This window comes from Salinibacter sp. 10B, assembly GCF_002954405.1.
GTDB lineage: Bacteria > Bacteroidota > Rhodothermia > Rhodothermales > Salinibacteraceae > Salinibacter.
This window is the reverse complement of record NZ_MQWC01000004.1, coordinates 914,580-934,946: the sequence shown is the minus strand read 5'-3', so window position 1 is coordinate 934,946 and position 20,367 is coordinate 914,580. Positions and strand designations below refer to the sequence as shown.

Annotated in this window: 15 protein-coding genes and 1 pseudogene; 15 read left to right on the top strand and 1 reads right to left on the bottom strand. The window is 58.6% G+C overall.

What is annotated here, in order from left to right:
- The 13 genes and pseudogenes from BSZ35_RS04130 to BSZ35_RS04065 form a co-directional block, all read left to right on the top strand.
- Positions 1-1,196, top strand: a pseudogene (locus tag BSZ35_RS04130) (hypothetical protein); the annotation flags it as partial.
- 57 nt (positions 1,197-1,253) lie between these two features.
- On the top strand, positions 1,254-3,743 hold the full coding sequence (locus tag BSZ35_RS04125) for a hypothetical protein (protein ID WP_105011258.1): 2,490 nt from the start codon (positions 1,254-1,256) through the stop codon (positions 3,741-3,743).
- Between the two features lie 13 nt (positions 3,744-3,756).
- Positions 3,757-4,248, top strand: a complete 492-nt coding sequence (locus BSZ35_RS04120; RefSeq protein WP_105011257.1) for a hypothetical protein — start codon at positions 3,757-3,759, stop codon at positions 4,246-4,248.
- A gap of 120 nt (positions 4,249-4,368) precedes the next feature.
- A complete protein-coding gene (locus BSZ35_RS04115) occupies positions 4,369-4,974 on the top strand; it encodes a hypothetical protein (RefSeq protein WP_146109994.1) in 606 nt (201 codons plus the stop codon).
- Between the two features lie 12 nt (positions 4,975-4,986).
- Positions 4,987-5,478, top strand: a complete 492-nt coding sequence (locus tag BSZ35_RS04110) for a hypothetical protein (protein ID WP_105011255.1) — start codon at positions 4,987-4,989, stop codon at positions 5,476-5,478.
- Positions 5,479-5,546: 68 nt separating this feature from the next.
- The gene (locus BSZ35_RS19715) at positions 5,547-6,629 is read left to right on the top strand and encodes a PAAR domain-containing protein (protein WP_219846579.1); all 1,083 of its coding nucleotides are present in this window, start codon (positions 5,547-5,549) and stop codon (positions 6,627-6,629) included.
- A 40-nt stretch (positions 6,630-6,669) separates the two neighbouring features.
- Positions 6,670-8,658 (top strand): hypothetical protein, encoded by a 1,989-nt coding sequence (locus BSZ35_RS04100; protein ID WP_105011254.1) that lies wholly within the window; start codon positions 6,670-6,672, stop codon positions 8,656-8,658.
- A gap of 131 nt (positions 8,659-8,789) precedes the next feature.
- Positions 8,790-9,731: a hypothetical protein gene (locus tag BSZ35_RS04095; protein WP_105011253.1), complete on the top strand. Its 942-nt coding sequence runs from the start codon at positions 8,790-8,792 to the stop codon at positions 9,729-9,731.
- 22 nt (positions 9,732-9,753) lie between these two features.
- On the top strand, positions 9,754-10,815 hold the full coding sequence (locus BSZ35_RS04090) for a hypothetical protein (RefSeq protein WP_105011252.1): 1,062 nt from the start codon (positions 9,754-9,756) through the stop codon (positions 10,813-10,815).
- 136 nt (positions 10,816-10,951) lie between these two features.
- Positions 10,952-11,893 carry a hypothetical protein gene (locus BSZ35_RS04085; protein ID WP_105011251.1) on the top strand — a complete coding sequence of 314 codons (942 nt, stop codon included), beginning with the start codon at positions 10,952-10,954 and terminating at the stop codon, positions 11,891-11,893.
- Between the two features lie 136 nt (positions 11,894-12,029).
- On the top strand, positions 12,030-12,971 hold the full coding sequence (locus tag BSZ35_RS04080; protein ID WP_105011250.1) for a hypothetical protein: 942 nt from the start codon (positions 12,030-12,032) through the stop codon (positions 12,969-12,971).
- Positions 12,972-13,439: 468 nt separating this feature from the next.
- The gene (locus tag BSZ35_RS04070) at positions 13,440-15,227 is read left to right on the top strand and encodes a hypothetical protein (RefSeq protein ID WP_105011248.1); all 1,788 of its coding nucleotides are present in this window, start codon (positions 13,440-13,442) and stop codon (positions 15,225-15,227) included.
- 180 nt (positions 15,228-15,407) lie between these two features.
- The gene (locus tag BSZ35_RS04065) at positions 15,408-16,226 is read left to right on the top strand and encodes an SUMF1/EgtB/PvdO family nonheme iron enzyme (RefSeq protein WP_105011247.1); all 819 of its coding nucleotides are present in this window, start codon (positions 15,408-15,410) and stop codon (positions 16,224-16,226) included.
- A 234-nt stretch (positions 16,227-16,460) separates the two neighbouring features.
- Here BSZ35_RS04065 and BSZ35_RS04060 read toward each other — a convergent pair whose 3' ends face one another.
- Positions 16,461-17,498 carry an IS110 family transposase gene (locus tag BSZ35_RS04060; RefSeq protein WP_105013714.1) on the bottom strand — a complete coding sequence of 346 codons (1,038 nt, stop codon included), beginning with the start codon at positions 17,496-17,498 and terminating at the stop codon, positions 16,461-16,463.
- A 289-nt stretch (positions 17,499-17,787) separates the two neighbouring features.
- Between BSZ35_RS04060 and BSZ35_RS04055 the strand changes: the two genes are divergently transcribed.
- The gene (locus BSZ35_RS04055) at positions 17,788-19,038 is read left to right on the top strand and encodes an IS256 family transposase (protein WP_258096063.1); all 1,251 of its coding nucleotides are present in this window, start codon (positions 17,788-17,790) and stop codon (positions 19,036-19,038) included.
- Positions 19,039-19,258: 220 nt separating this feature from the next.
- Positions 19,259-20,239, top strand: coding sequence for an aldo/keto reductase (locus tag BSZ35_RS04050; RefSeq protein ID WP_105011246.1), 981 nt, complete (start codon positions 19,259-19,261; stop codon positions 20,237-20,239).
- Positions 20,240-20,367: the final 128 nt, after the last annotated feature.

Here is a 20,367-nt window from a genome sequence, read left to right as displayed (position 1 = left end):
GAGGCGGGGGCGGTGGAGGCGGAGGCAGCGGGGCGGGCGTGCAAGGCGCGGTGGCGACGGCCGCGGCGGCCGAGGGCGGCTCGCCGGAGGCGACCGAGCTCGTGGAGCACTGGATCGACTTTGCGTTTGAGGACGCGGCGGGGAATGCTATGGCCGGAGTGCCCTACGCGCTGGAGGATCCGGAAGGGGAAACCTCCGAGCACTGGCTGCAGGGAGACGGGCGGGTGCGGCGCTCGCTGCTGCCGGAGGGAGACGGCACGGCCACAGTCAAGAGCGTGAAGGGCGCGGAGTGGTCCACCACGGAGGCAAAAGTTGGGGAGGAGATCACCGTAACCGCCACGGCGAAGGGAATCGAGGACGGGACGCCCGTCACCGTGCAGGTAAAGGAAGTGCCGGAGGACGGCGGGCCGGCGGCCGTCATTGCTGAGATTGAGACCGAGGTGAGCGGAGAAGAGGTGGAGGCGACGTGGACGAAGGAGTACGATTCCGAGGGCCAGACGAACGGGGCTGGGGACTCGACGGGAATTCCGGTTTACGTGGCGGAGGTGCAGGTGACCGGCTATCCGTTGGCGCCGAGCACCGGACCGCTTCGATGCACGGACGCCCTGCGCGCTCAGGTATTGGACGACGCAGAGCGGCCGCTGGCAAAGTGTCCGTACAAGGTTATTCTGCAGAGCGGGAGGGTCCTTTCAGGGGAGACCGACGGGGAAGGAAAACTCGAGCACACCGAGCTGCCGGCCGGCGTGCACACGGTCGTGCCGACGGGAATCGGCGAGGAGCCGGAGGGGGAGGGATCGCCCGCGGAGCAAGCGGACGGGAGCGTGACGCAGCGGATTCCGTCGGTGGGGGAGGCGGACGCGCGAACGGGGCGCATCACCCGGATCGTCCTTTCGTACCCGTGGGTGCAAATTCACATGCATCGACGGACGGAGTACGACGCGGACGACCGATACATTCTCCGGTCAACCGATGGAGAAAAGAAAAGCTCGGCCAGCTACTGGCAAGAACGGGCCCCGAAAGACCATTCCTTGGAGGACGACAATCGCCTCCGTCTCTTCTTTACCCGAAGTGGAAATGAAGGGACCGGCGAGGCCAATCTTCGGTCTCTTGCGTACACGCTCTCGTTTGAGCCGGCTGACGGACCGACGGAGACAGTATTTCAAAACGTCCCCCACGACGTCATTACGAATGGCTAAAAAGCGTCCCTTTCTTTTCCGGAGCACACTTCTTCGAAACGATCATATCTTTTCACGATGCCTGGTTCAGCAACGACAACGGTCCGAGAGCAAACGGCAGTAGAAGAGACCGCGGTTCGCTTTGCGGAATGTACCGAAGCGGAGATTGACGAGACCTTTGGGCACGGCACGCCGGATCCGGAGACGGCAGAGCCGCTTCAAGCGTTCGACGAGACCATCGAGCGCGTGGACGGCTCAGAGGAGGAGGTTCACCGAGAGCGGTGGCTGTACTGTTTTCGCCTGGAGGATGCGGTCAACGAAGATGGAGAGAGCGATCCGGATGCCCACGTTTCGGAGTACAAGGTGTACGAGAACGAAAAATACCACCTAGTAGACGAAACGGGGAGCGATCGGGAACCGAAGGGAAAGAAGAAAGATGTCGTTCAACTAGAAACGAAGCGTCCATACGATGACAATCCGACGCACTTTTTCTGGCTGTCCCGTCACAAGCTTCCTGCGGGGCGGAAGGAGGAGATCCGGCGGCAGATTCAAGAGGTAGGAACCAGCTCGTTTATGAAGGGCGTCTCGGTTTGGGCGGCCGCCAATGACACCGAAAATGAGACAGTTACGGAGACGGACGAGGGGACGGCTGTGCTGGAGATACGCGTCGCGGAGTATGGGAGGATTGCAGAGAAGCGGCACCGAGCGTTCGCCGAGAAGATCGACGACTTCTCGCAGTGGCATCACGCGATGGCACCAGCAAAGATGCTGAACGACGTCGTCGATTCGCTTGTGGAAGCGGCGCCGGGGACCTTTCAGGGTGCGCTCAAACAGATTGAGACCGGCACGAAATCCGGAATGAGGAGCTGGGTGCCGACTGAGGAGCCGGCGTACAAGCTGTGGCGAGAGGAGTACAAGGGAATTAAAACGGAAATGCAGAGCGCGATCGAGGAGCGGGCGAAGGCGCTCATAGCGTGTTTGTCGTCAACTGCGTTTTTGGCGACGCTGCATCACTTTGCCCTGGGAGACGAGGAGCTGTGGGCGGAGGGGGAAGCGTTGTACGCGCGAGTGATCGAAGATCTCACGTTTGCGGAGGCCGGCCGGGAGTACCTGCAAGACCAGTATGCAGCCTCGGATCTCGGTACTGACGGAATGGAGGCCCTCAAGCGCGATCGGTCGGAGGTAGCCGTGCCGGATCAGGTCAAGAAATTCAACCCGCTGAGCTTGACCTTCACGGCCGGCAGCAAGATTACGAAGGGGGCGCTCGGGATGCTCAACGAGTATGCGGGCGTCGTGCAGGAGATGCATACCAAGATTGAGACCAAGCGTGTGTTGGCAGGCATGCTCACGGTCTGTCACGGGTACGAGCCGGACATTGTGATGAAAAACGGGGTTCCGGTGGACCGGGGTGGGCACTTTGTGTTCGAAGAGCGGCCGGTCTTCGAGGAGAAGAAAGTGACGGTGGTCGAAGCGGAGGCAAAGGAGAACGCGTTGAAGAAGGTAGAGGATGCGTTGGGCGGGAAGCGAGGGCGGCTGCGCGCCCTGGGGGCGCTGGAGGGGGCAAACGTCGCTATGGCCGGGATCGGGCTGGTCAAGAAGCAGAGCGTGAAAAACGTGGTGTCGTTTGCGTCGGCCTCGGCAGGGGTGGTGCAGTGGTTGGCCGATGAGGGCCTTCTCGCGCGGAAACAAACGCTGATGTCGCTTGCGGGAAAGCAAGTCACGCAGCGGATGGTGGCGCGGTGGCTGCTGAAGCGAATCATCGTCCTGGAGCTGATTTTGGGCACGTGGGACGTGATGGCCGAGGTACAAGAGGGAGACTACATCGACGCCGTCGGGGCGGGAATGATGACGGGGGGGAGTGTTGCAGCGACTATCGGGTTCGGAACCTCGGGAGGAATGATTCTGGGACTTTCAACACTCGGACTTGCGGGACTGGTACTCCTGGTTACCGGAGCAATTCTCATGTATATCCAAGAGGAGGATACCATACCGAATTGGCTCGAAAACGACAGTTTCTGGGGGAAGGAGGGCCCGGAGGGACACGATAAACTCATGCGTCTCGTACGGAAGCGAGGAGACGCGAGTCAGGACGAGACACTCGCTTCTCTTTACGAGAGGATTGAGGGGCAACTCCAATCCTTCCAGGAGACGGCCTATGGGTTTACGATTCAGGCCACACGGCAATATCGAGAGCATCCCTACATCGTGGACGACGTATTGGCCGTGAAGGTTACCCCGAATCTCTTGAGTGAAGAAAGCCGAATCGAGATTGATCTTGGCAACTTGACATCGCTTTTCGATCGGGGAGGGAAAGGGGAAGCTTCGCAAGAATGGTCATACACCTTCAGTCCAGAGGCTTCAGTTCAGGAGGGCCATTTCTGGATCGGTTTTTATGAGGAGTCGGATATCGAGGTGAAAGAGAAGCTCAGTCTATTGGACATCGAGTCCGTTCCGGTATCCGGATTTGAGCGAATTGTTGATGAGATCGACGGTGAAAGGGTGCGAGTGTCGGTGTATCCCCTGGGGGAGGGAATGGAGTACCTTGAAGAGACGACCCGAATAGAATAAGTACGGACCCATTATGCGGAAAGAGCTAAATATTATTCGCGAACCGACGGAGAAGGAAGAGAAGTATATTAGGCTTTTTAAGATATTTAGATCACTTACATTCGTATTTGCAAGAGTCGTGTCGGTATTTGTGTTTGTATCTATGTTTTTTATAGAAAAAGAGGTTCAGAAGATAGGTTTATTTGTTACGTCATCTATTATAGCATATTGTTTCAGTTACTTTGTGGGAACGACATCGAATATATCATATGAGGGTAAGGGGCTAGTTTCTTTGGAGGGGGAGCTAAGTTGGTATGCGCCTGCTATAGCGGCAGATGCAGAGATTGATAATATTCCCATCATTTTACCAGCAGGTCTGGGGTCCCAAGTCATTCCCGGACAGAATAAAATAGAGGGGTATATGGATGATGCCGGTGTGCTGTACGCCGTGAAGATCGAGAGGCCTCCACTGTCTGTGGAGGAGGATCTACCGTCATTCGTGGATTTTCTACTGCGGTTTATGTAACCGAGGAATAATGCAGTTACTTGAGTCGCGGCAGAAGCTTGCGGGTCTGCAGCAACAATTCCCGGTTTTCCAGTACTCGGAATTGTCGGGTTGGTGCTTCTGGTCACTGGATACCTTCTCATGCTCATTCAAGAAGAGGATACCATCCCGAATTGGCTCGAAAACGACAGTTTCTGGGGGGAGGACGGCCCGGAGGGACACGACCGGCTCATGCGTCTGGTCGAGAAAGGAGGAGAGGCGGCCGAATACGAGAAGCTCGAACGTCTCCATCAGCAGATTGACCGGCAGCTCCGTTCGTTCTACGAGACGGCGTATCGGTTTACGATCGCCGCCACGAGTGAATATCGGGAGCATCCGTTCATCGTAGAGGACGCGCTGGCGGTGAAGGTGAGCCCGAATCTGTTGAGCGAAAACAGCAGAATTGAGATCGACCTAAGCAGTCTGACGTCGCTTTTTGAAGGCGCCCGGAATGGGGAGTCGCAGAGAGAGTGGTCGTATGCCTTCAGCCCGGAGTCTTCAGTTCAGGAGGGGCACTTTTGGGTTGCTTTTTATGATGAGGAAAATGGGGGCGCAAAAGAGAAGCTCGACCGGTTGGACGCTCACTCGGTCCCGGTGTCGGGAATCGATCAGATTGTGAACGACGTGAGGGGAGAGAAGGTCAGCGTGTCGGTCTATCCGCTGGGAGAGGGGAACGGGGCAATTGAAGAGACGACCACGATAAAATAAGTGCAGACTCTTATGCGAAAAGAGCTTGACGTTATCCGCGAGCCGACGGATAAAGAGGAGAGGTATGTTAGATTGATTAAGATATATAGATCGTTCGTGTTTTGGTTAGGGCGGACTACATCTATATTTTTATTTGTAGGTATATTTTTTATAGAGCCAGAAATACAAAAAATAGGGTTAATTGCTACTTCTTCTGTTATTGCATATGCTGCTAGTGCCGTCCTGGGGAGAAGGGTAAATATATCATATAAGAGTAAAGATATTATTGAGATAAAAGGTGAGATAAAAGGATATTATCCTCCTCTTGAAGCAGACTCGAAAATAGATGATATTCCTATAATATTTCCGACGAGTTGGAAGTCTCAAATAGTTGGAGGGGAAAATAGGGTGGAGGGTTATATGGATGATGCCGGCGTGATTTACGCCGTGAAGATCGATAAACCTCCACTAAGCGTGGAGAATGATATACCGTCATCTGCGGAGTTTTTATTGCGGTTTATGTAGATGGATTTTGCTTCTGATTGGTCAGCGGCCTGCCCGCCGCCCGTCAGGGCGACATGCACGTGTGCCCGATGTGCAACCCGGGCCCGAGCCCGCACGTGGGCGGCCCGATTTCGATGGGCGCGCCGACGGTGATGATCAATGGAATGCCGGCGGCGCGGATGGGGGACGTGTGCACGTGCAGCGGCCCGCCGGACTCGATCGTCGGCGGAGAGCCGACCGTTATGATCAACAGCGGGGGCAACCCGGTGATGATCGGGGGCTCGGGCATGGTGATGATCGGGGGCTCCGGCCCCGTCATCATTGGTGGAGGTGCCGGGGGCAGTGGAGGAGGCGGAGGCGGCAGCGCGGGTGTGCAGGGCGCAGTCGCGACGGCCGCGGCGGCGGAGGGCGGCTCGCCGGAGGCGACCGAGCTGGTGGAGCACTGGATCGACTTTGCGTTTGAGGATGCGGCGGGAAATGCTATGGCCGGGGTGCCCTACGCGCTGGAGGACCCGGCGGGTGAGTTGTCTGAGCACTGGCTACAGGGAGACGGGCGGGTGCGGCGGTCCTTGCTGCCGGAGGGAAACGGCACCGCCACGGTCAAGAGCGTAAAGGGCGCGGAGTGGTCCAAGACGGAGGCCACCGTGGGCGAGGAAGTGACCGTAACCGCGACGGCGAAGGGGATCGAGGACGGCACGCCGGCGACGGTCCAGATCGAGCAGCTTCCGATGGACGGGGGCAGTTCCGCGGCGATCGTGGGCGAGATTGAGACGGAGGTGAGCGGGGAGGAGGTGGAGGCGGCGTGGACGTACGAGCACGGGGAGGAGGACCAGTACGATTCCCAAACGCCAGAAGAGGATCCGCCGGTATCCACGGGAAGCACGGGGCAGCAGCTTCCGGCGTACGTGGCGGTGGTCGACGTAGAGGGGTATCCACTACCGGCGATGTCGGGCCTATTGACTCTCAGAAGTACTGTCACAATTCAGCTGAAGGGGCCCGATGGGGAGGGCGTCGCGGACGAGCCCTACGTCGTCACCTTTGCCAACGGAGAAGTCCGAAAGGGAACCTTGGACGGAAGTGGAAAAGCCGAACTGCAAGAGGCCCCACCCTGCACCCACGAGGTTGCGTGGCCAAGGCGCAGCGGAACGCAGAGAAAAGAGAAGCAGAAATAGCCTGCTCGCCGGTTCTTCGTCACGAATAGTGTGAGACCTAATGTCTGATTCCGCCAACCAGAGCCATCTGCCCGTTCCGAAGGAAACCTTCGCTGTATTTCCGGACGATGCGGAGGCAAACACCTTTGCCACAGTTCGGACCTCCCTCTACTGCAGTCACACCGTCCACGAGGACCGCCGTGGATTTGGTGGGCCTGGCGAAGAAAAGCCGACAGAGCTCCACGTGGTACCGGGAGGAGGCGTCGGGGCAAGTGATACTATGGACGACGTCGAGTCGGAAGGGGGGAATGTACTGACCGATACCATCGAGGTCTTTTCCAGCAAGAAGTTCGAAGAGGTTGAGGTAGAGGACTCGGGAGGCGATCAACCGGAGGTCCAGGTCGACCAGGAGGTACCACCAAATCAGGAAGGGGCCGCGATGTACCGGTATTCCTTCGAGGTGGAACGACCGAATCCGGATTTGTCGGCCGCAGAGATGGGACTCGTGATGTTGTTCAAGCCGCAGTACTGGAAGGAGAAGATTCAAGAGACGCGGACTTACAAGGTGAAGGGGCTTGACCAGGAGTTGAAAGTGATCACGCACTACCCCGATCAGTGGCGGGTCGGGTTTCAATTTCCCGCCGCTCGGGGGTTTAGCGTAAAGCAGAGCAACCGAACCGAGGCAAGCGCTGCCCTTTTTGGCAAGACGATCAAGGACGACGAACAGCTCGACTCCTCGACGGTCAAGGAGGAAATCCGGAAAGGCTCAACAGACAGCAAAGAGGTAACCGAGAAGGTCCAGTTCAAGGAATGGGGGGAGAAGACCGATCGGGCGCCGGGGTCGATGGCCTCGGAGGGGTTGGACGGAACGACCGAGTTTTTTCAAAGCCTCAAGGGCGGAAGTCCATCCGGTTCGGTAAATGTAGTAGTGAAGTGCAATGGCTCACAGGTGTCTGCCAAGCCGGTCGAGCTCGCCAGGAGCATCCTTGAGCTGGGGTATCGGCTTCAGGCGATCATTAACACGCTGAAGGAGGCCCCCAAGCTGGGCTGGTACGCCGAGATGTCGGTACAGCTCGCTCAGGGGACGGTGGCCCTCACGTGGGGATGGCAGGAGTGGAAGGATGAGAAGGCCTATCTGCAGGCGGGGGTGGGGCTCAGTCTGAAGTTGTTTGACGTCAAGGCGGAAGTAGGAATCGGGTTGGAAATACCGGCCGTTGCGACGGCGCAGGCATTCGCCTTTATCCAGGGCACGCTTGCTCTGAAGCTCGGTCCGGTGCAGCGGTCGGGGCCGGGGATGAAGGCGAAGGTGAGCAGCGGTGTAGGGAGTACGCTCAAGGGAGCGATTGGGGTACGCGTTGAGGCGCCACACGTAGGCAACGTGGTCGTGAACGGGGAGTCTGCCATCAAGCTGAAAAACACGGAGGCGGGCTTTGATACAGCGCCGGAGGGCGAGGGCGGAGGGTTCTACCTGGAGGGCACGATCCGCTGGACCGGCTTCAAAGCGAGAGCGAAGGGGTCTGCAGGTACGAATGTTAAGGGTGGAGGGGATGAGTCCACTGACGAGGGGGGAGGAACATCCGGAATGATTGGCGGGCAGAAGGAGTGGACAATCGTGGAGGGGAGGGATCTCGCCACCTGGCAGTGGCCGCCGAGCCGGGAGCACGTCTCGAATCAGCTGCATCCGGACGAGATCCGGTCGATTCTCACCAAGGTATTTTACGGTGGAGATCCGGACCCGAGTGGGATCGGGCGGGTGACCAGCGTGATTCAACAGAAGGCGTGGCCGTTCGACAACGTAGAGGTGCGAAAGCGAGGAGAGCGCCGGACCGAGATGCCCCCGGAAAAGGTGGCCGACTACACAGCCGAGGCCATATTGAAGCGTGCAGATGTCCGGCGAGACCGGGAGGCGGTCGAAGAGATGGCCAAGGACATCCGGAAGGGGCTGGATAAGTATTCCGACACGCTGAGCCGCCGCGTGCTTAAGACCGACTTTATGGCGTTTCTCCACCACGGGGAGCTCGACGCCATTCTCGACAATTACACGTATTAAGTGAGAGCTCAAAACAACTACTCATGTTGACTGCACGAGCCGATGAGCAGAGCGAAGACGATTGGATTGTATCTGTGCTTGCCCTACCAGCCATTATCGTTTTACTAAGCATATTGAATCCACACCCTGTCATGGAATCGTCGTCAACGGCCCCGCCCGCTGATGCGGATACAACCGAGGAGAAGCTTTACTACTATTTAGAGCTTTCGACTGGAGGCGGATCATTTAACATAGCGCTCAACGGACGGCCCTATCTGCGGGCTACGTCTGCCGGTGGGGAAGCCAAGTCGACTCCGGCCAACGTTGATCTGGTGGGTGGGAACAACGAGCTGCACATTGTCGCAGGCCCTACGATGAAATCGGATTCGAGCGGACTGACGACCCCGGAGGACGCCCGCCTGACCGGCGCGGTCACGCTTTACCGGGAGGGGCAGCTTACCGGCACGCAGGCCGGAAAGGAAATTATGACGTTCAATCTCCAAGACACGATTGAGGCCCGGCGGGAGGAAAAGCGGCAGGCGTTTCTGGAGCGGATGGAGTCGGCGCCGCCGGAGAAGAAGCGGGAATTGGCCGACCGAGAGGAGGAGCTCACCAGCGTGAGCTTTCCGATCGAGATGACCGTGCGGTTCGACAGCCCAAAGACGCCGAGCTTCGCGGAGCACCTGACCGAGGCGCCGGTGATCGAGGACACCGCGGCGCTGAAGGACTACGCCGTCAAACTGCGAAACCTGATGCGACGACAGGACAGCCGGGGGCTGTACGAGGAGCTGAAGGTTAAGAATCGGGATTACAACGAGGCATATTACAATTCTGATGGATACGAGTGGTGGCAGAAACGTTTCCAGGACTTTTACGAGAGTGGACTGCGGACGGACTTTGAGCGAGAGGACATTGGGCTGCGGCCGCAGTTGGGCGGCCGGCTATGGGAGGTGTACGTCGAGAACGGAGAGCCGGACGAGCCCTGGGATCCGACCGGTCGAAAATTTTTCAAGACGCGGGGGGAGAACGGAACGATTTCCTCGATGCGAGTGATCGTCGGCCGGGTCGATGGGGAGCTCTGCATTGTTCGGTAGAAGAGACTCCCGAAAATGCGTGATGTCCACAGATACAGTGCCAGCCGTGATTCGAATTGGCAAAGGATTGGGGCGCACAATCGTTGTCGTCGTGGCGCTTCTGCACCTGGGGATTGGCCCAACCGGTCCACCTGTCGTTATAGAGTCGCCGCCAACCGCCTCATCTGCTGATACTGATTCCACCGAGGAGAAAATTTACTGCTACGTGGAGCTCTCAACCGGCGGGGCCTCTTTCTACGTGACGATCAACGACACGCCTTTCATGCAGGCGACCTCCGCCGGGGGAGAGGCGATGTCGAGCCCGGTTAACGTTCGACTGGTCGGTGAGAATAATGAGCTACGCGTCGTGGCCGGTCCGACCATGAAATCGGATTCGAGCGGGCTGACGACGCCGGAGGATGCCCGCCTGAGCGGGTCGGTGTCGCTGTACCGGAAGGGGCAGCTCACCGGCACGCAGGCCGGAGAAGAGATCACGACGTTCAGCCTGCAGGACACGATCGAGGCCCGGCGGGAGGAAAAGCGACAGTCGTTTCTGAATCGAATGGAGGAGGCGCCACCGGAGGAGAAAAAAGAGCTAGCGGACCGGGAGGAGGAGCTCACCAGCGTGAGCTTTCCGATTGAGATGACCGTGCGGTTTGATAGCCCAAAGACTCCGAGCTTTGCGGGGCACCTGACCAAGGCGCCGGTGATCGAGGACACTACGGCCCTGAAGGACTACGCGGTCAAGCTGCGCAATCTGATGCGGCGACAGGATACTCGCGAAATTTATGAGGAAATGAAGGTGAAGAATAGAGATTACAACCTGGCGTATTATGAATCGGACGGATACGAGTGGTGGAAGAAGCACCTAGAAGGAAAATACTTCGAGAGTGGTCTTCGGACGGATTTTAATCGGGAGGACATCGGATTGCGGCCGCTGCTAGACGGTCGGCTGTGGGAGGTGTATGTCGAGAACGGGGAGCCGGACGAGCCCTGGGATCCGACGGGGCGAAAGTTCTTCAAAACGCGGGGAGAAGACGGGACGATCTGGTCGATGCGAGTGATCGTCGGCCGGGTCGACGGGGAACTCTGTATTGTTCGTTGAGGGAGCCGCTCAAACCCGTGACGGCACAGAGACAAGGCCAACTGTGACTTGAATGAGAAGTAGTCCGTGGACACCGTTCGGTTTTGTCGGCGTGCTTTTGATCTTAGGGATCGGCCTCTTCAATCCACAGGGTGCCATGGAACCAGATACATCTGTCCCTGCTGCCGATGCGGACACCACCGAGGAGAAGCTGTACTACTACGTGGAGCTTTCGACAGGCGGAGGCTCCTTCTACGTGACGATTAACGACACGCCTTACATGGAGGCGTCTTCCGCTGGAGGAGAAGCAATGTCGGGCCCGGTCAACGTCCGTCTGGTCGGAGAGAACAACGAGCTACACGTCGTGGCGGGCCCGACCATGAAGTCGGATTCGAGCGGGCTGACGACGCCGGAGGATGCCCGCCTGAGCGGGTCGGTGTCGCTGTACCGGAAGGGGCAGCTCACCGGCACGCAGGCCGGAGAAGAGATCACGACCTTCAATCTGCAGGATACGATTGAGGCCCGGCAGGAAGAGAAGCGGCAGGCGTTTCAGGAGCGGCTGCAGTCGGCCTCGCCGGAGGAAAAGCGGGAGCTGGCGGGCCGGGAGGAGGAGCTCACCAGCGTGAGCTTTCCGATCGAGATGACCGTGCGGTTCGACAGCCCGAAGACCCCGAGCTTCGCGGGGCACCTGACCGAGGCGCCGGTGATCGAGGACACGGCGGCGCTGAAGGACTACGCCGTGAAGCTGCGAAACCTGATGCGGCGGCAGGACAGCCGCGGGCTCTACGAGGAGTTGAAGGTGAAGAATCAGGACTACAACGAGGCTTATTACGAGTCGGACGGATATGAATGGTGGAGAGATCGCTTCCAGGATTTTTACGAGAGTGGGCTCCGGACCGATTTTGGGCGAGAGGACATAGGGCTGCGGCCGCTTTTGGGGGGGCGGCTGTGGGAGATCTACGTCGAGAACGGGGAGCCGGACGAGCCCTGGGATCCGACCGGTCGAAAATTTTTCAAGACGCGGGGGGAGAACGGAACGATTTCCCGAATGCACGTGATTGTCGGCCGGGTGGACGGGGAGCTCTGCATTGTTCGTTGAAGCAGCCGCTCAAACCTGTGGCGGCACAGAGACAAGGCCAACTGTGACTTGAATGAGAAGTAGTTCGTGGACACCGTTCGGTTTTGTCGTCGTCCTTTTGATCTTGGGGGTCGGCCTCTTCAATCCACAGGGTGCCATGGAACCAGATACATCTGTCCCGGCCGCCGATGCCGACACGTCCGAGGAGAAGCTGCATTACTACCTGGAGCTTTCGACCGGGGGAGGGTCGTTTTACGTGAGGCTCAACGGTCGGCCCTACCTACAAGCCACGTCTGCGGGCGGACGGGCGAAGTCGGCCCCAGTCAACGTCGATCTCATTGGGGAAAACAACGAGATTCGCGTTGTGGCGGGCCCGACGATGAAGTCGGACTCAAGCGGCCTGACGACGGTCGAGGACGCGCGGCTAAGCGGGTCGGTGTCGCTATATCGGGAGGGGCAGCTCACCGGCACGCAGGCCGGGGAAGAGATCACGACCTTCAACCTACAGGACACGATCAAGGCCCGGTGGGAAGAGAAGCGGCAGACGTTTCAGGAGCGGATGCAGTCGGCGCCGCCGGAGGAAAAGCAGAAGCTGGCGGGCCGGGAGGAGGAGCTCACCAGCGTGGAGTTTCCAATCGAGATGACCGTGCGGTTTGATAGCCCGAAGACCCCGAGCTTCGCGGAGCACCTGACCGAGGCGCCGGTGATCGAGGACACGGCGGCGGTGAAGGATTACGCCGTCAAGCTCCGCGACCTGATGCGGCGGCAGGATAGCCGCGAAATTTACGAGGAGCTGACTATTAAAACGGAGGATTACAACGAGGCGTACTACGAGTCAAATGGCTACGAGTGGTGGAAAAAAACTCTAAAGAGATACTATGCGAACGGGCTCCGGACCGATTTTGAGCGAGAGGACATCGGGCTGCGGCCGCTGTTGGGCGGCCGATTGTGGGAGGTGTACGTCGAGAACGGGGAGCCGGACGAGCCTTGGGATCCGACGGGGCGGACGTTTTTCAAGACGCGAGGGGAGAACGGATCGATTCTCTCGATGCGAGTGATTGTCGGTCGGGTCGACGGGGAGCTCTGCATTGTTCGGTAGAGGAGACTCCCGAAAATTCGTCACGTTCACAGGTGCAGTACCAGCCCCGCAAGGGGCATTTCGGCTTTGCGGGCAAGGCCCGCGCCGACGTGGCCCTTGCGGAAAGCTCGTTTACCGGAACCTTTTACCTACCACATACCGAAGGCCAGGAGGTGCACGTCGGCGTCCCGATTGTACCGTTTCCCGCGATTTGGAGAGACGGATTCACTCTTGCGGAGAAGAAACGGACGGAGGACTCCTTTCCGCGGTCCAAGGTTGAAGACAAGATCCGGGAGGCGTTGATGGAGCGCCAGGTCCACGCGTGCCGCTACGGGGAGGAATCCACTATTCTTCTGGAGGTAGACGAGGGGGGGCTTCACCGACGTTCTCGACGAGTACGAACACCTCCCGCCCGAGGTCCTCGTCGACCCGATCGTCGACCGCATCCGGGAGCGCAACGCGGAGGACACGGAGAAGAAGCCCGTGCGAATGGACGAGGAGTCGCTCCGGCAGCTTGGAGAAGGGATTGCCCGGTACCTCGCGTCGCAGCAGCAGACCTACCAGGGCGAGGTGCCGTCGGGGATCGAGCTGCGGGAAGATGGGGTGGACTGGGAGCGGATGGAGCACGCCGTTTGGGAGTCTGCCGAGGCCGGAGCAGAAGCAACGGCGGGACTCGTGGGGACCCTAAAGAGCTCCGTCGAGGACAGCTTGACGTTTGTGAGCAAGGAGGTGGGACTGGGCACGACCATGCCCAATCTGTTGGGGATGAACGGGGTCCCCGACGACGTGAAAAGCGACTGGAAGGAGACGCTATCACAGATGTCTGATGCCAAAAAGGCGTGGCATGGGATCTATCTCGATATTCGCACGACCCCCAACATTACGAAACAGCGCTTCGACGACTTCCGCGAGCAGGAGCTCGGACTTATTCTTGACCAGTACACTGCCTCGCCGGACAAAGAGGACGATCCACCCCCGGCCATTGTCCCGGACGCGGACGCGTACGACGTGGAGCCGATCACCTTTGGGAAGGTGCGGGGCAGGCTCGAAACCAGTCTGTATACGTGGCTGGGGGGCAGTGCCTCGATTCAGGGGTACCTCGGGTTCTTTAAAATGGGCGAGTCAAGCAACGGGGCGGAGAACGAGATGGCGGCCGTGCCGGCCCGGGCGGTTCGGTCCTACGGAGGCGACACGTCCGGGACTGCAGCCGGCCTGGACACGGGCATCAGCGCATTTGCGGGGCTGGAGGCCGGCGGGGCCATCACCGGGGCACTGGAATGGTTTAATCCCGACGAGGAGCAGCAGCTCCGGAAACAGGGAAAGCCAACGGACCAGGCGTGGGTCGCCGTTGCAGAGGTGAAGGGCAAGGTGGCCGGCAACCTGGGGCTGGGATTCTCGGCCAACCTGGCAGTGGGGGTCGTGGAGGGCCAGTTGCGGGTGGTAGCCGCCGCCCGGCTGGTGTACGGCAAAGGCGCCACCGGAAAGGTGGAGCTGAAGGTCAACGCCAAAACGATTACGAACTTTGTGGGCTACGTCTACCACAGCCTTCGGGATGTAGGCTACAGCAACCTGACATTCGTTGAGCCGGAGGCGTTTAAAATATTGACATCCGTACTTGTCAGAAGTTTACAGGAGGGGGTTGACCTGACCAAAATGGCGAGCAAAGAAGCTATAGACAAAACAGAAGATTGGTGGCAGAGACAGAAGCACCGTCTTGCTGAAAAGTCAAAACGTACTGAAGCTGCTAAAGGACTGGCAAGGAAGATTTTGAAGGATCCGAGGCAATTTTCTTTAAGAACAACCACGCCTGAAGCGAAGGGGCGTTTGCTGGCAATTCTCAGTGACTCAAGGTCCCTGTTGGAGCGAGACGTACTGTCTATTCTCAAGGAAGGGGGAGAGGAGGTTTTTGGACTTCTTCCCTTTGGGGTATTCATGGGCGATATTCTCGAAGAAGCTTATGAGGAATTAGAAGATGGAGCGGGAGACCGTGAAGAGGCAATTTTACATGTGCTCCGGTGGGTTCAGAGTCCGCGCGAGCTATGGGAGGTCTGTGAGAGCATGGTATTGGAAGATGTTTTTGACGAGGGAGAGGATGGATCTCACGACGAAGATGATGGCAGACCGCCGATGACCGATGGCGGAGTGGATGTACAGATAGGAGGTGCTGCTGGCGCACATCCGGGGGGACCTGCACGTCCGCCAGGTGGACCCACGGCTGGAAGCGGGAAAATGGGTGCGGGCGGGGGGATGGGCGGACGAAGATTCCGGCCTGGCTAGGCTTCACGATTGTCTGTTTTCGACTGGATGGAGATGAGTGGACCGGCGCTTTGCGGCACTTGATTTCTCTGTACTGGGGCTCCAACTCGCTTGAGTACAGTCCCGGAGATCCGATCCGAGACCGAATTGAGCACACCGACTACCGAATCTAATTTGTCTTAGTTGCCCGTTCGTTTGCCTATGCATTTTCAAAGAGTGGGCCTAGTGGTCCTGGGCGTGCTTTTCCTTTTCGGGTGTGGCGAGGAGGGAAATGGGCAGCCCGAGAGCTATCAGATGCCGACGCCGACGGAGGAGAATCTAGAGTGGTTCCGCGAATGGACGCGAAAGAGTCTGGTATTCGTCGAGGGCGGGACGTTCATGATGGGAGACGTGGGGATGCCCGATTCCCTGGGCGGAGGGGCGTGGACGTCGAGCGCCGACACGGAGCCAGCTCACAAGGTTACGTTGAGCAGCTACTCGATCCAGAAGTACGAGGTCACCTACTGGGAGTACGACCTGTTCACGAACGCGACGGGACGCGACACAGTGAAGAAGAAAGCGCTCGGACACAGAGAGCGATCAGGTCGGTATCCGGTCTCGGTGCCGATATGGGAAAATGCGCGGGCATACTGCGAATGGGCAGGCAAGCAGATCGGGGTGGAAATGGATTTGCCGACGGAGGCACAGTGGGAATACGCCGCACGGAGCCGTGGCAAGAATGTGGCGGTGGCAACCAACGACGGGATGCCTCGGCCCGGAGAAAATATGATCGAACGCATGGACGTGCAGCCGATCGGGACGTATCCGCCGAATCCGTTGGGACTGCACAACATGAGCGACAACGTACGGGAGTGGACCCGAGACTGGTACGACGAGAACTACTACGAGGTGTCGCCCCGGAAAAATCCTACGGGACCAGATAGGGAAAAAAACGAGTCATGCGGGGGGGGGCAAGTCCTATGGATACGCCTCAGTGGACGCGCCTATATAACCGCATGCCGAGGAAATCCGAGGACATGAAGTATCATGATCTCTACGGTTTTCGCTGTGTGGCAAATCATTCGGATCCCATTCAGCCGAAGGAGTAGGGGTGGTTCCGATTAGGTTTTTTAGAAACCCCTCTCTTTTACTTCTTACATCGCTGCTGCTTCTCCTTCTGATTTGAGAAAAGTATACGATTGTTCGGGAGGGGTTGAGTCCCTAATCTTGTGTAATTGAGCAGGCAGATAGAAAAAGATGCTGTGTTGCTAAACGTCAAGTTCCAGGGTGAAGCGACGGGTCGAACGAGGACTGGTTCTTCAGCACGCCGTAGCAAATGTGGAGGAGCTTCCGCATCGCAGCACCGATGATCACCATCTTTTCTTTCCCCCGCTCGGCGAGCCGGTCTCCGAGCGCTTCGACGGCGGCGTTGCACCGAAGGGCTGCAATTGCTGGGAAGTACAGTGCTCTTCGGAGCCGAGAACTCCCAACTTTTGAAAGCCGAGGTTTTCGATGAACCGAGCTGCCCGATTCGTGATGCGAGGGCGTCAGGCCGGCATATGCAGCCGCCTGGCGGGCGCACTCAAAGCGCTCGTGATCCCCGAGCTCCGCAAGCACGAGCGCAGCGGTTGTCGATCCAACCCCCGGGATCGTTTCCAGCAAGTCTCGGTTGCGGGCGAGGGTATCGGTGCTCTCGACGTGCTCGTCGATCTGATCTTCAAGCCGGTCGATCTGCTCGTTTATGCTTTCGAGCACCGACTCAAGCGAGCCGGTAACCGTCGGGTTTTCCGACTGGCGGATCTGGTTTTTCAGACGGTCGTGCTCTTTTTTGAGTTGCTCAAGACCGCGGGTCATCTCCTTCAAGCTTTTTTGCTCCGAAGGTGTTGGTTCCCATAGACTTGGTTCCTCACGCTGGCAAAAGCGCGCGAGGAGACGAGCGTCCACCTTGTCGGTTTTCGACCGGTTGAGCTGGCTCTCAGCGTAGGCGCTTGTGCGTAGTGGGTTGACGATCGAGACGGTCAACCCGCGCTCGTACAAAAAGCGTGCAGCCGGGCGCTGGTAGTCGCCGGAGGCTTCGAGGCAGACGTGAATCTGCTCCGGACTTTCCTCCAGCCGGACATCGGCCTGTGTCTCGATCCAGCTGAGGAACTCATCGAATCCGTCTTTGGTGTTCGACACAGTTTTGGAAGCAAAGACGTCCTCCTCAGATCCAATCAGGGCGATTTCAAGGGACGCCTTGCTCACGTCAATGCCCACGTGATGTGCCGTCGGAGGAACGGAATCAGACGAACTCGAACGATCAGGAGCGGTCATTGCGAGATCCAGACTAATGAATGCAGGCTCGACGATGAGAGCATCGCAGGCGCTCAGATGCTGTTCGGATTCGAACGCAATGAAGAGAGGGCAGGGACTGCTCTTTTTCTCGGGCTCATGGGAAAATTCCCAGGCCGGAACCATCGCACAGGTGGCCCTGCCCTCCAGCTCCGAGCGTCCTCGGAGCAAGTTATAAACCATCAATTTCAAACTACACCAAACATATTAGCCATCGCGTTCTGTCAGGTTTGAAAACGCGACCAAACGAACCAACCCTGACCTACTGACGATGGCCACCTTTGAGATTACGATCGATGACGAGAAGATCCAAGAGTTGCTCCACGGGGACCGAGGCATGGCCGCCTTGTTGGAGCCGATCCTGAACCAGATTCTCCAAGCCGAGATGACTGATCACCTTGGTGCTGGCCCCGAAGAACGGACCAACGATCGGCAGGGCTACCGCAACGGAAGCTACCAGCGCCAGCTGACGACGCGTGTCGGCAGGATTGAGTTGGAGGTGCCCCGAGACCGAGAAGGGGAGTTTCAGACGGCGCTTTTCCAGCGATATCAGCGTTCGGAGAAGGCCCTGGTTCTGGCTCTGATGCAGATGGTCGTGCAGGGCGTCTCCACTCGCCGCGTGAAGGAGATCACCACCGAGCTTTGCGGGCGAGAGTTCAGTAAGTCGACAGTTTCTCGGCTCACCGGCGAGCTAGACGAGCAGGTCGAGGCCTGGTCGTCTCGCTCTCTGGAGGAGCAGAGCTACCCGTTTCTGGTGCTGGACGCAATGCACCTGAAGGTTCGGCGTCGAGGAGCCAGGCCATCTAGATGGCCACGATCAACGACCGTAATGCTGGCGGTAGGCATCAACGAGGCGGGTCAGCGGGAGATTCTCGGCCTTGAGACGGCCTTCGGAGAGACAAACGAGGGATGGTCCCGGTTCATTGGGCAGCTCAAGCGCCGAGGCCTCTCCGGCGTTGAGGTCGCCACTAGCGACGCCCACGAGGGACTTGTCCAAGCGCTCCGCGAAGCCTTCCCTGGTCTTATCTGGCAGCGGTGCCAGGCGCACTTCCGGAGGAACGTGATTGACCAGACGCCTTCCGACTACCGGGATCGAATGCACCAGATCCTGGACCAGCTTCTGGAGGCCTCTTCCCAAAGCGACATGCAGCGACGGTTTGAGGAAGTCTCCGGAGAGATCGAGGAGAAAGCGCCGGCTGCGCTTGAGGTGCTTACGAGCGGCCTCTTCGACGCCACTGCGGTGCTGGCCCTACCCGGAAAGTATCGACGCCGTCTTCGGACAACGAACATGCTGGAGCGCTTTATCGAGGAGATCCGCAGGCGGGAAAAGGTCATCCGAATCTTTCCGAATATCGACTCTGTCGAGAGGCTCGTTGGCGCATTATGTGCTGAAACTCACGAAGAGTGGTCGACGGGTCGGCGGTACCTGACCATGGACGCGTTCTTCGAGTGGAGGGAGCTACACCAGACCCAAGATCCGAAGGCTGAAGAGACTACTGAGACCGTCCCTGTGGCGGTTTAACCTTGCATCCTGACAGAACGCCAATTACACAATGATCGGGACTTGATCCCCGAGTATCCCGACCTCCTGAGCTGTAGGGTACCGTAGGCCGACATCATGAAAAGCCCCACGGAGACCTTTCCAGCTTCGAATTCCACATGCCGCAACAGCGGACCGCGACGGACGTTAGGAAATCCCTCTACTTTATCATGAGTTTGTTCATCCACACCCACTCCACCCTGTGAAACTGCGCACCCTTGGAGAGAGCGATCTCACCGTTTCGGCTCTTGGGCTCGGCTGCATGGGCATGTCCGAGTTTTATGGCACGCCGGACGAAAACCGGGCCATCAAGACGCTTCAGCGGGCCATCGACCGCGGCATCACGTTCTTCGACACCGCCGATATGTACGGCCCGTTTACGAACGAGAAGCTCGTGGGGCGTGTCCTTGGCCCACACCGCCACGAGGTGACGATTGCCACGAAGTTCGGCATTGTGCGCGACGAGAATGGCAATCATCATGGCCTCAATGGGCGGCCGAGCTATGTCAAGAAGGCCTGCAACCGGTCTCTTCAGCGCCTCGACACCGATCACATTGACCTTTATTACCTGCATCGCGTGGACCCGGAGGTCCCCATCGAACACACGGTGGGAGCGATGGGCCGACTCGTGGAGGCAGGGAAAGTCCGTTTCCTTGGACTTTCGGAGGCCGCGGCCGACACGATTCGCCGCGCCAATGAGGAGCATTCCATCACGGCCCTCCAAACGGAGTACTCCCTGTGGACCCGGCAGGTGGAAGGCGAGATTTTTGACACGTGTCGCGACCTTGGGATCAGCCTCGTGCCGTACAGTCCGCTCGGGCGCGGCTTCCTCACGGGCCGGTTTCAGTCTCCCGACGACCTACCCGAGGACGATTGGCGTCGCCACAATCCTCGATTCCAGGGGGAGAACTTCCAGAAGAACTTGAACCTGGTCGAGGAGGTGAAGCGACTGGCCGAAGAGAAAACGGTGACGCCAGCTCAACTGGCCCTGGCCTGGGTGCTGCATCAGGGCGAGGACGTGGTCCCGATTCCTGGAACGACGAATCCGGAGCATCTGGACGAGAACATTGGGGCCCTCAACGTGAGCCTAACGGACAATGAACTCGACCGGCTTGATGAGATTGCCCCCGAAGGCGTGGCGGCGGGCGATCGCTATCCAGACATGAGCTCGGTGAACCGGTAGACGGAATTGTGTGATCGGGGGGCGGGAGCGTTCCCCTGCTGGTGTACTCGCGGTTGTGAGGCGCTGTTTGGGCGCATGGGACAAGGGGGGCGGAGGCGTCCTCCGGATCGTGGCTCAGTATGCAGTTT

What these genes read in the sequence shown, in the direction of transcription:
- BSZ35_RS04125 (WP_105011258.1), top strand. Translation starts at nt 1,254, where the DNA reads ATGCCTGGTTCAGCAACGACAACGGTCCGAGAGCAAACGGCAGTAGAA.
- BSZ35_RS04120 (WP_105011257.1), top strand. Translation starts at nt 3,757, where the DNA reads ATGCGGAAAGAGCTAAATATTATTCGCGAACCGACGGAGAAGGAAGAG.
- BSZ35_RS04115 (WP_146109994.1), top strand. Translation starts at nt 4,369, where the DNA reads ATGCTCATTCAAGAAGAGGATACCATCCCGAATTGGCTCGAAAACGAC.
- BSZ35_RS04110 (WP_105011255.1), top strand. Translation starts at nt 4,987, where the DNA reads ATGCGAAAAGAGCTTGACGTTATCCGCGAGCCGACGGATAAAGAGGAG.
- BSZ35_RS19715 (WP_219846579.1), top strand. Translation starts at nt 5,547, where the DNA reads ATGTGCAACCCGGGCCCGAGCCCGCACGTGGGCGGCCCGATTTCGATG.
- BSZ35_RS04100 (WP_105011254.1), top strand. Translation starts at nt 6,670, where the DNA reads ATGTCTGATTCCGCCAACCAGAGCCATCTGCCCGTTCCGAAGGAAACC.
- BSZ35_RS04095 (WP_105011253.1), top strand. Translation starts at nt 8,790, where the DNA reads ATGGAATCGTCGTCAACGGCCCCGCCCGCTGATGCGGATACAACCGAG.
- BSZ35_RS04090 (WP_105011252.1), top strand. Translation starts at nt 9,754, where the DNA reads ATGTCCACAGATACAGTGCCAGCCGTGATTCGAATTGGCAAAGGATTG.
- BSZ35_RS04085 (WP_105011251.1), top strand. Translation starts at nt 10,952, where the DNA reads ATGGAACCAGATACATCTGTCCCTGCTGCCGATGCGGACACCACCGAG.
- BSZ35_RS04080 (WP_105011250.1), top strand. Translation starts at nt 12,030, where the DNA reads ATGGAACCAGATACATCTGTCCCGGCCGCCGATGCCGACACGTCCGAG.
- BSZ35_RS04070 (WP_105011248.1), top strand. Translation starts at nt 13,440, where the DNA reads ATGGACGAGGAGTCGCTCCGGCAGCTTGGAGAAGGGATTGCCCGGTAC.
- BSZ35_RS04065 (WP_105011247.1), top strand. Translation starts at nt 15,408, where the DNA reads ATGCATTTTCAAAGAGTGGGCCTAGTGGTCCTGGGCGTGCTTTTCCTT.
- BSZ35_RS04060 (WP_105013714.1), bottom strand. Translation starts at nt 17,498, where the DNA reads ATGACCGCTCCTGATCGTTCGAGTTCGTCTGATTCCGTTCCTCCGACG.
- BSZ35_RS04055 (WP_258096063.1), top strand. Translation starts at nt 17,788, where the DNA reads ATGGCCACCTTTGAGATTACGATCGATGACGAGAAGATCCAAGAGTTG.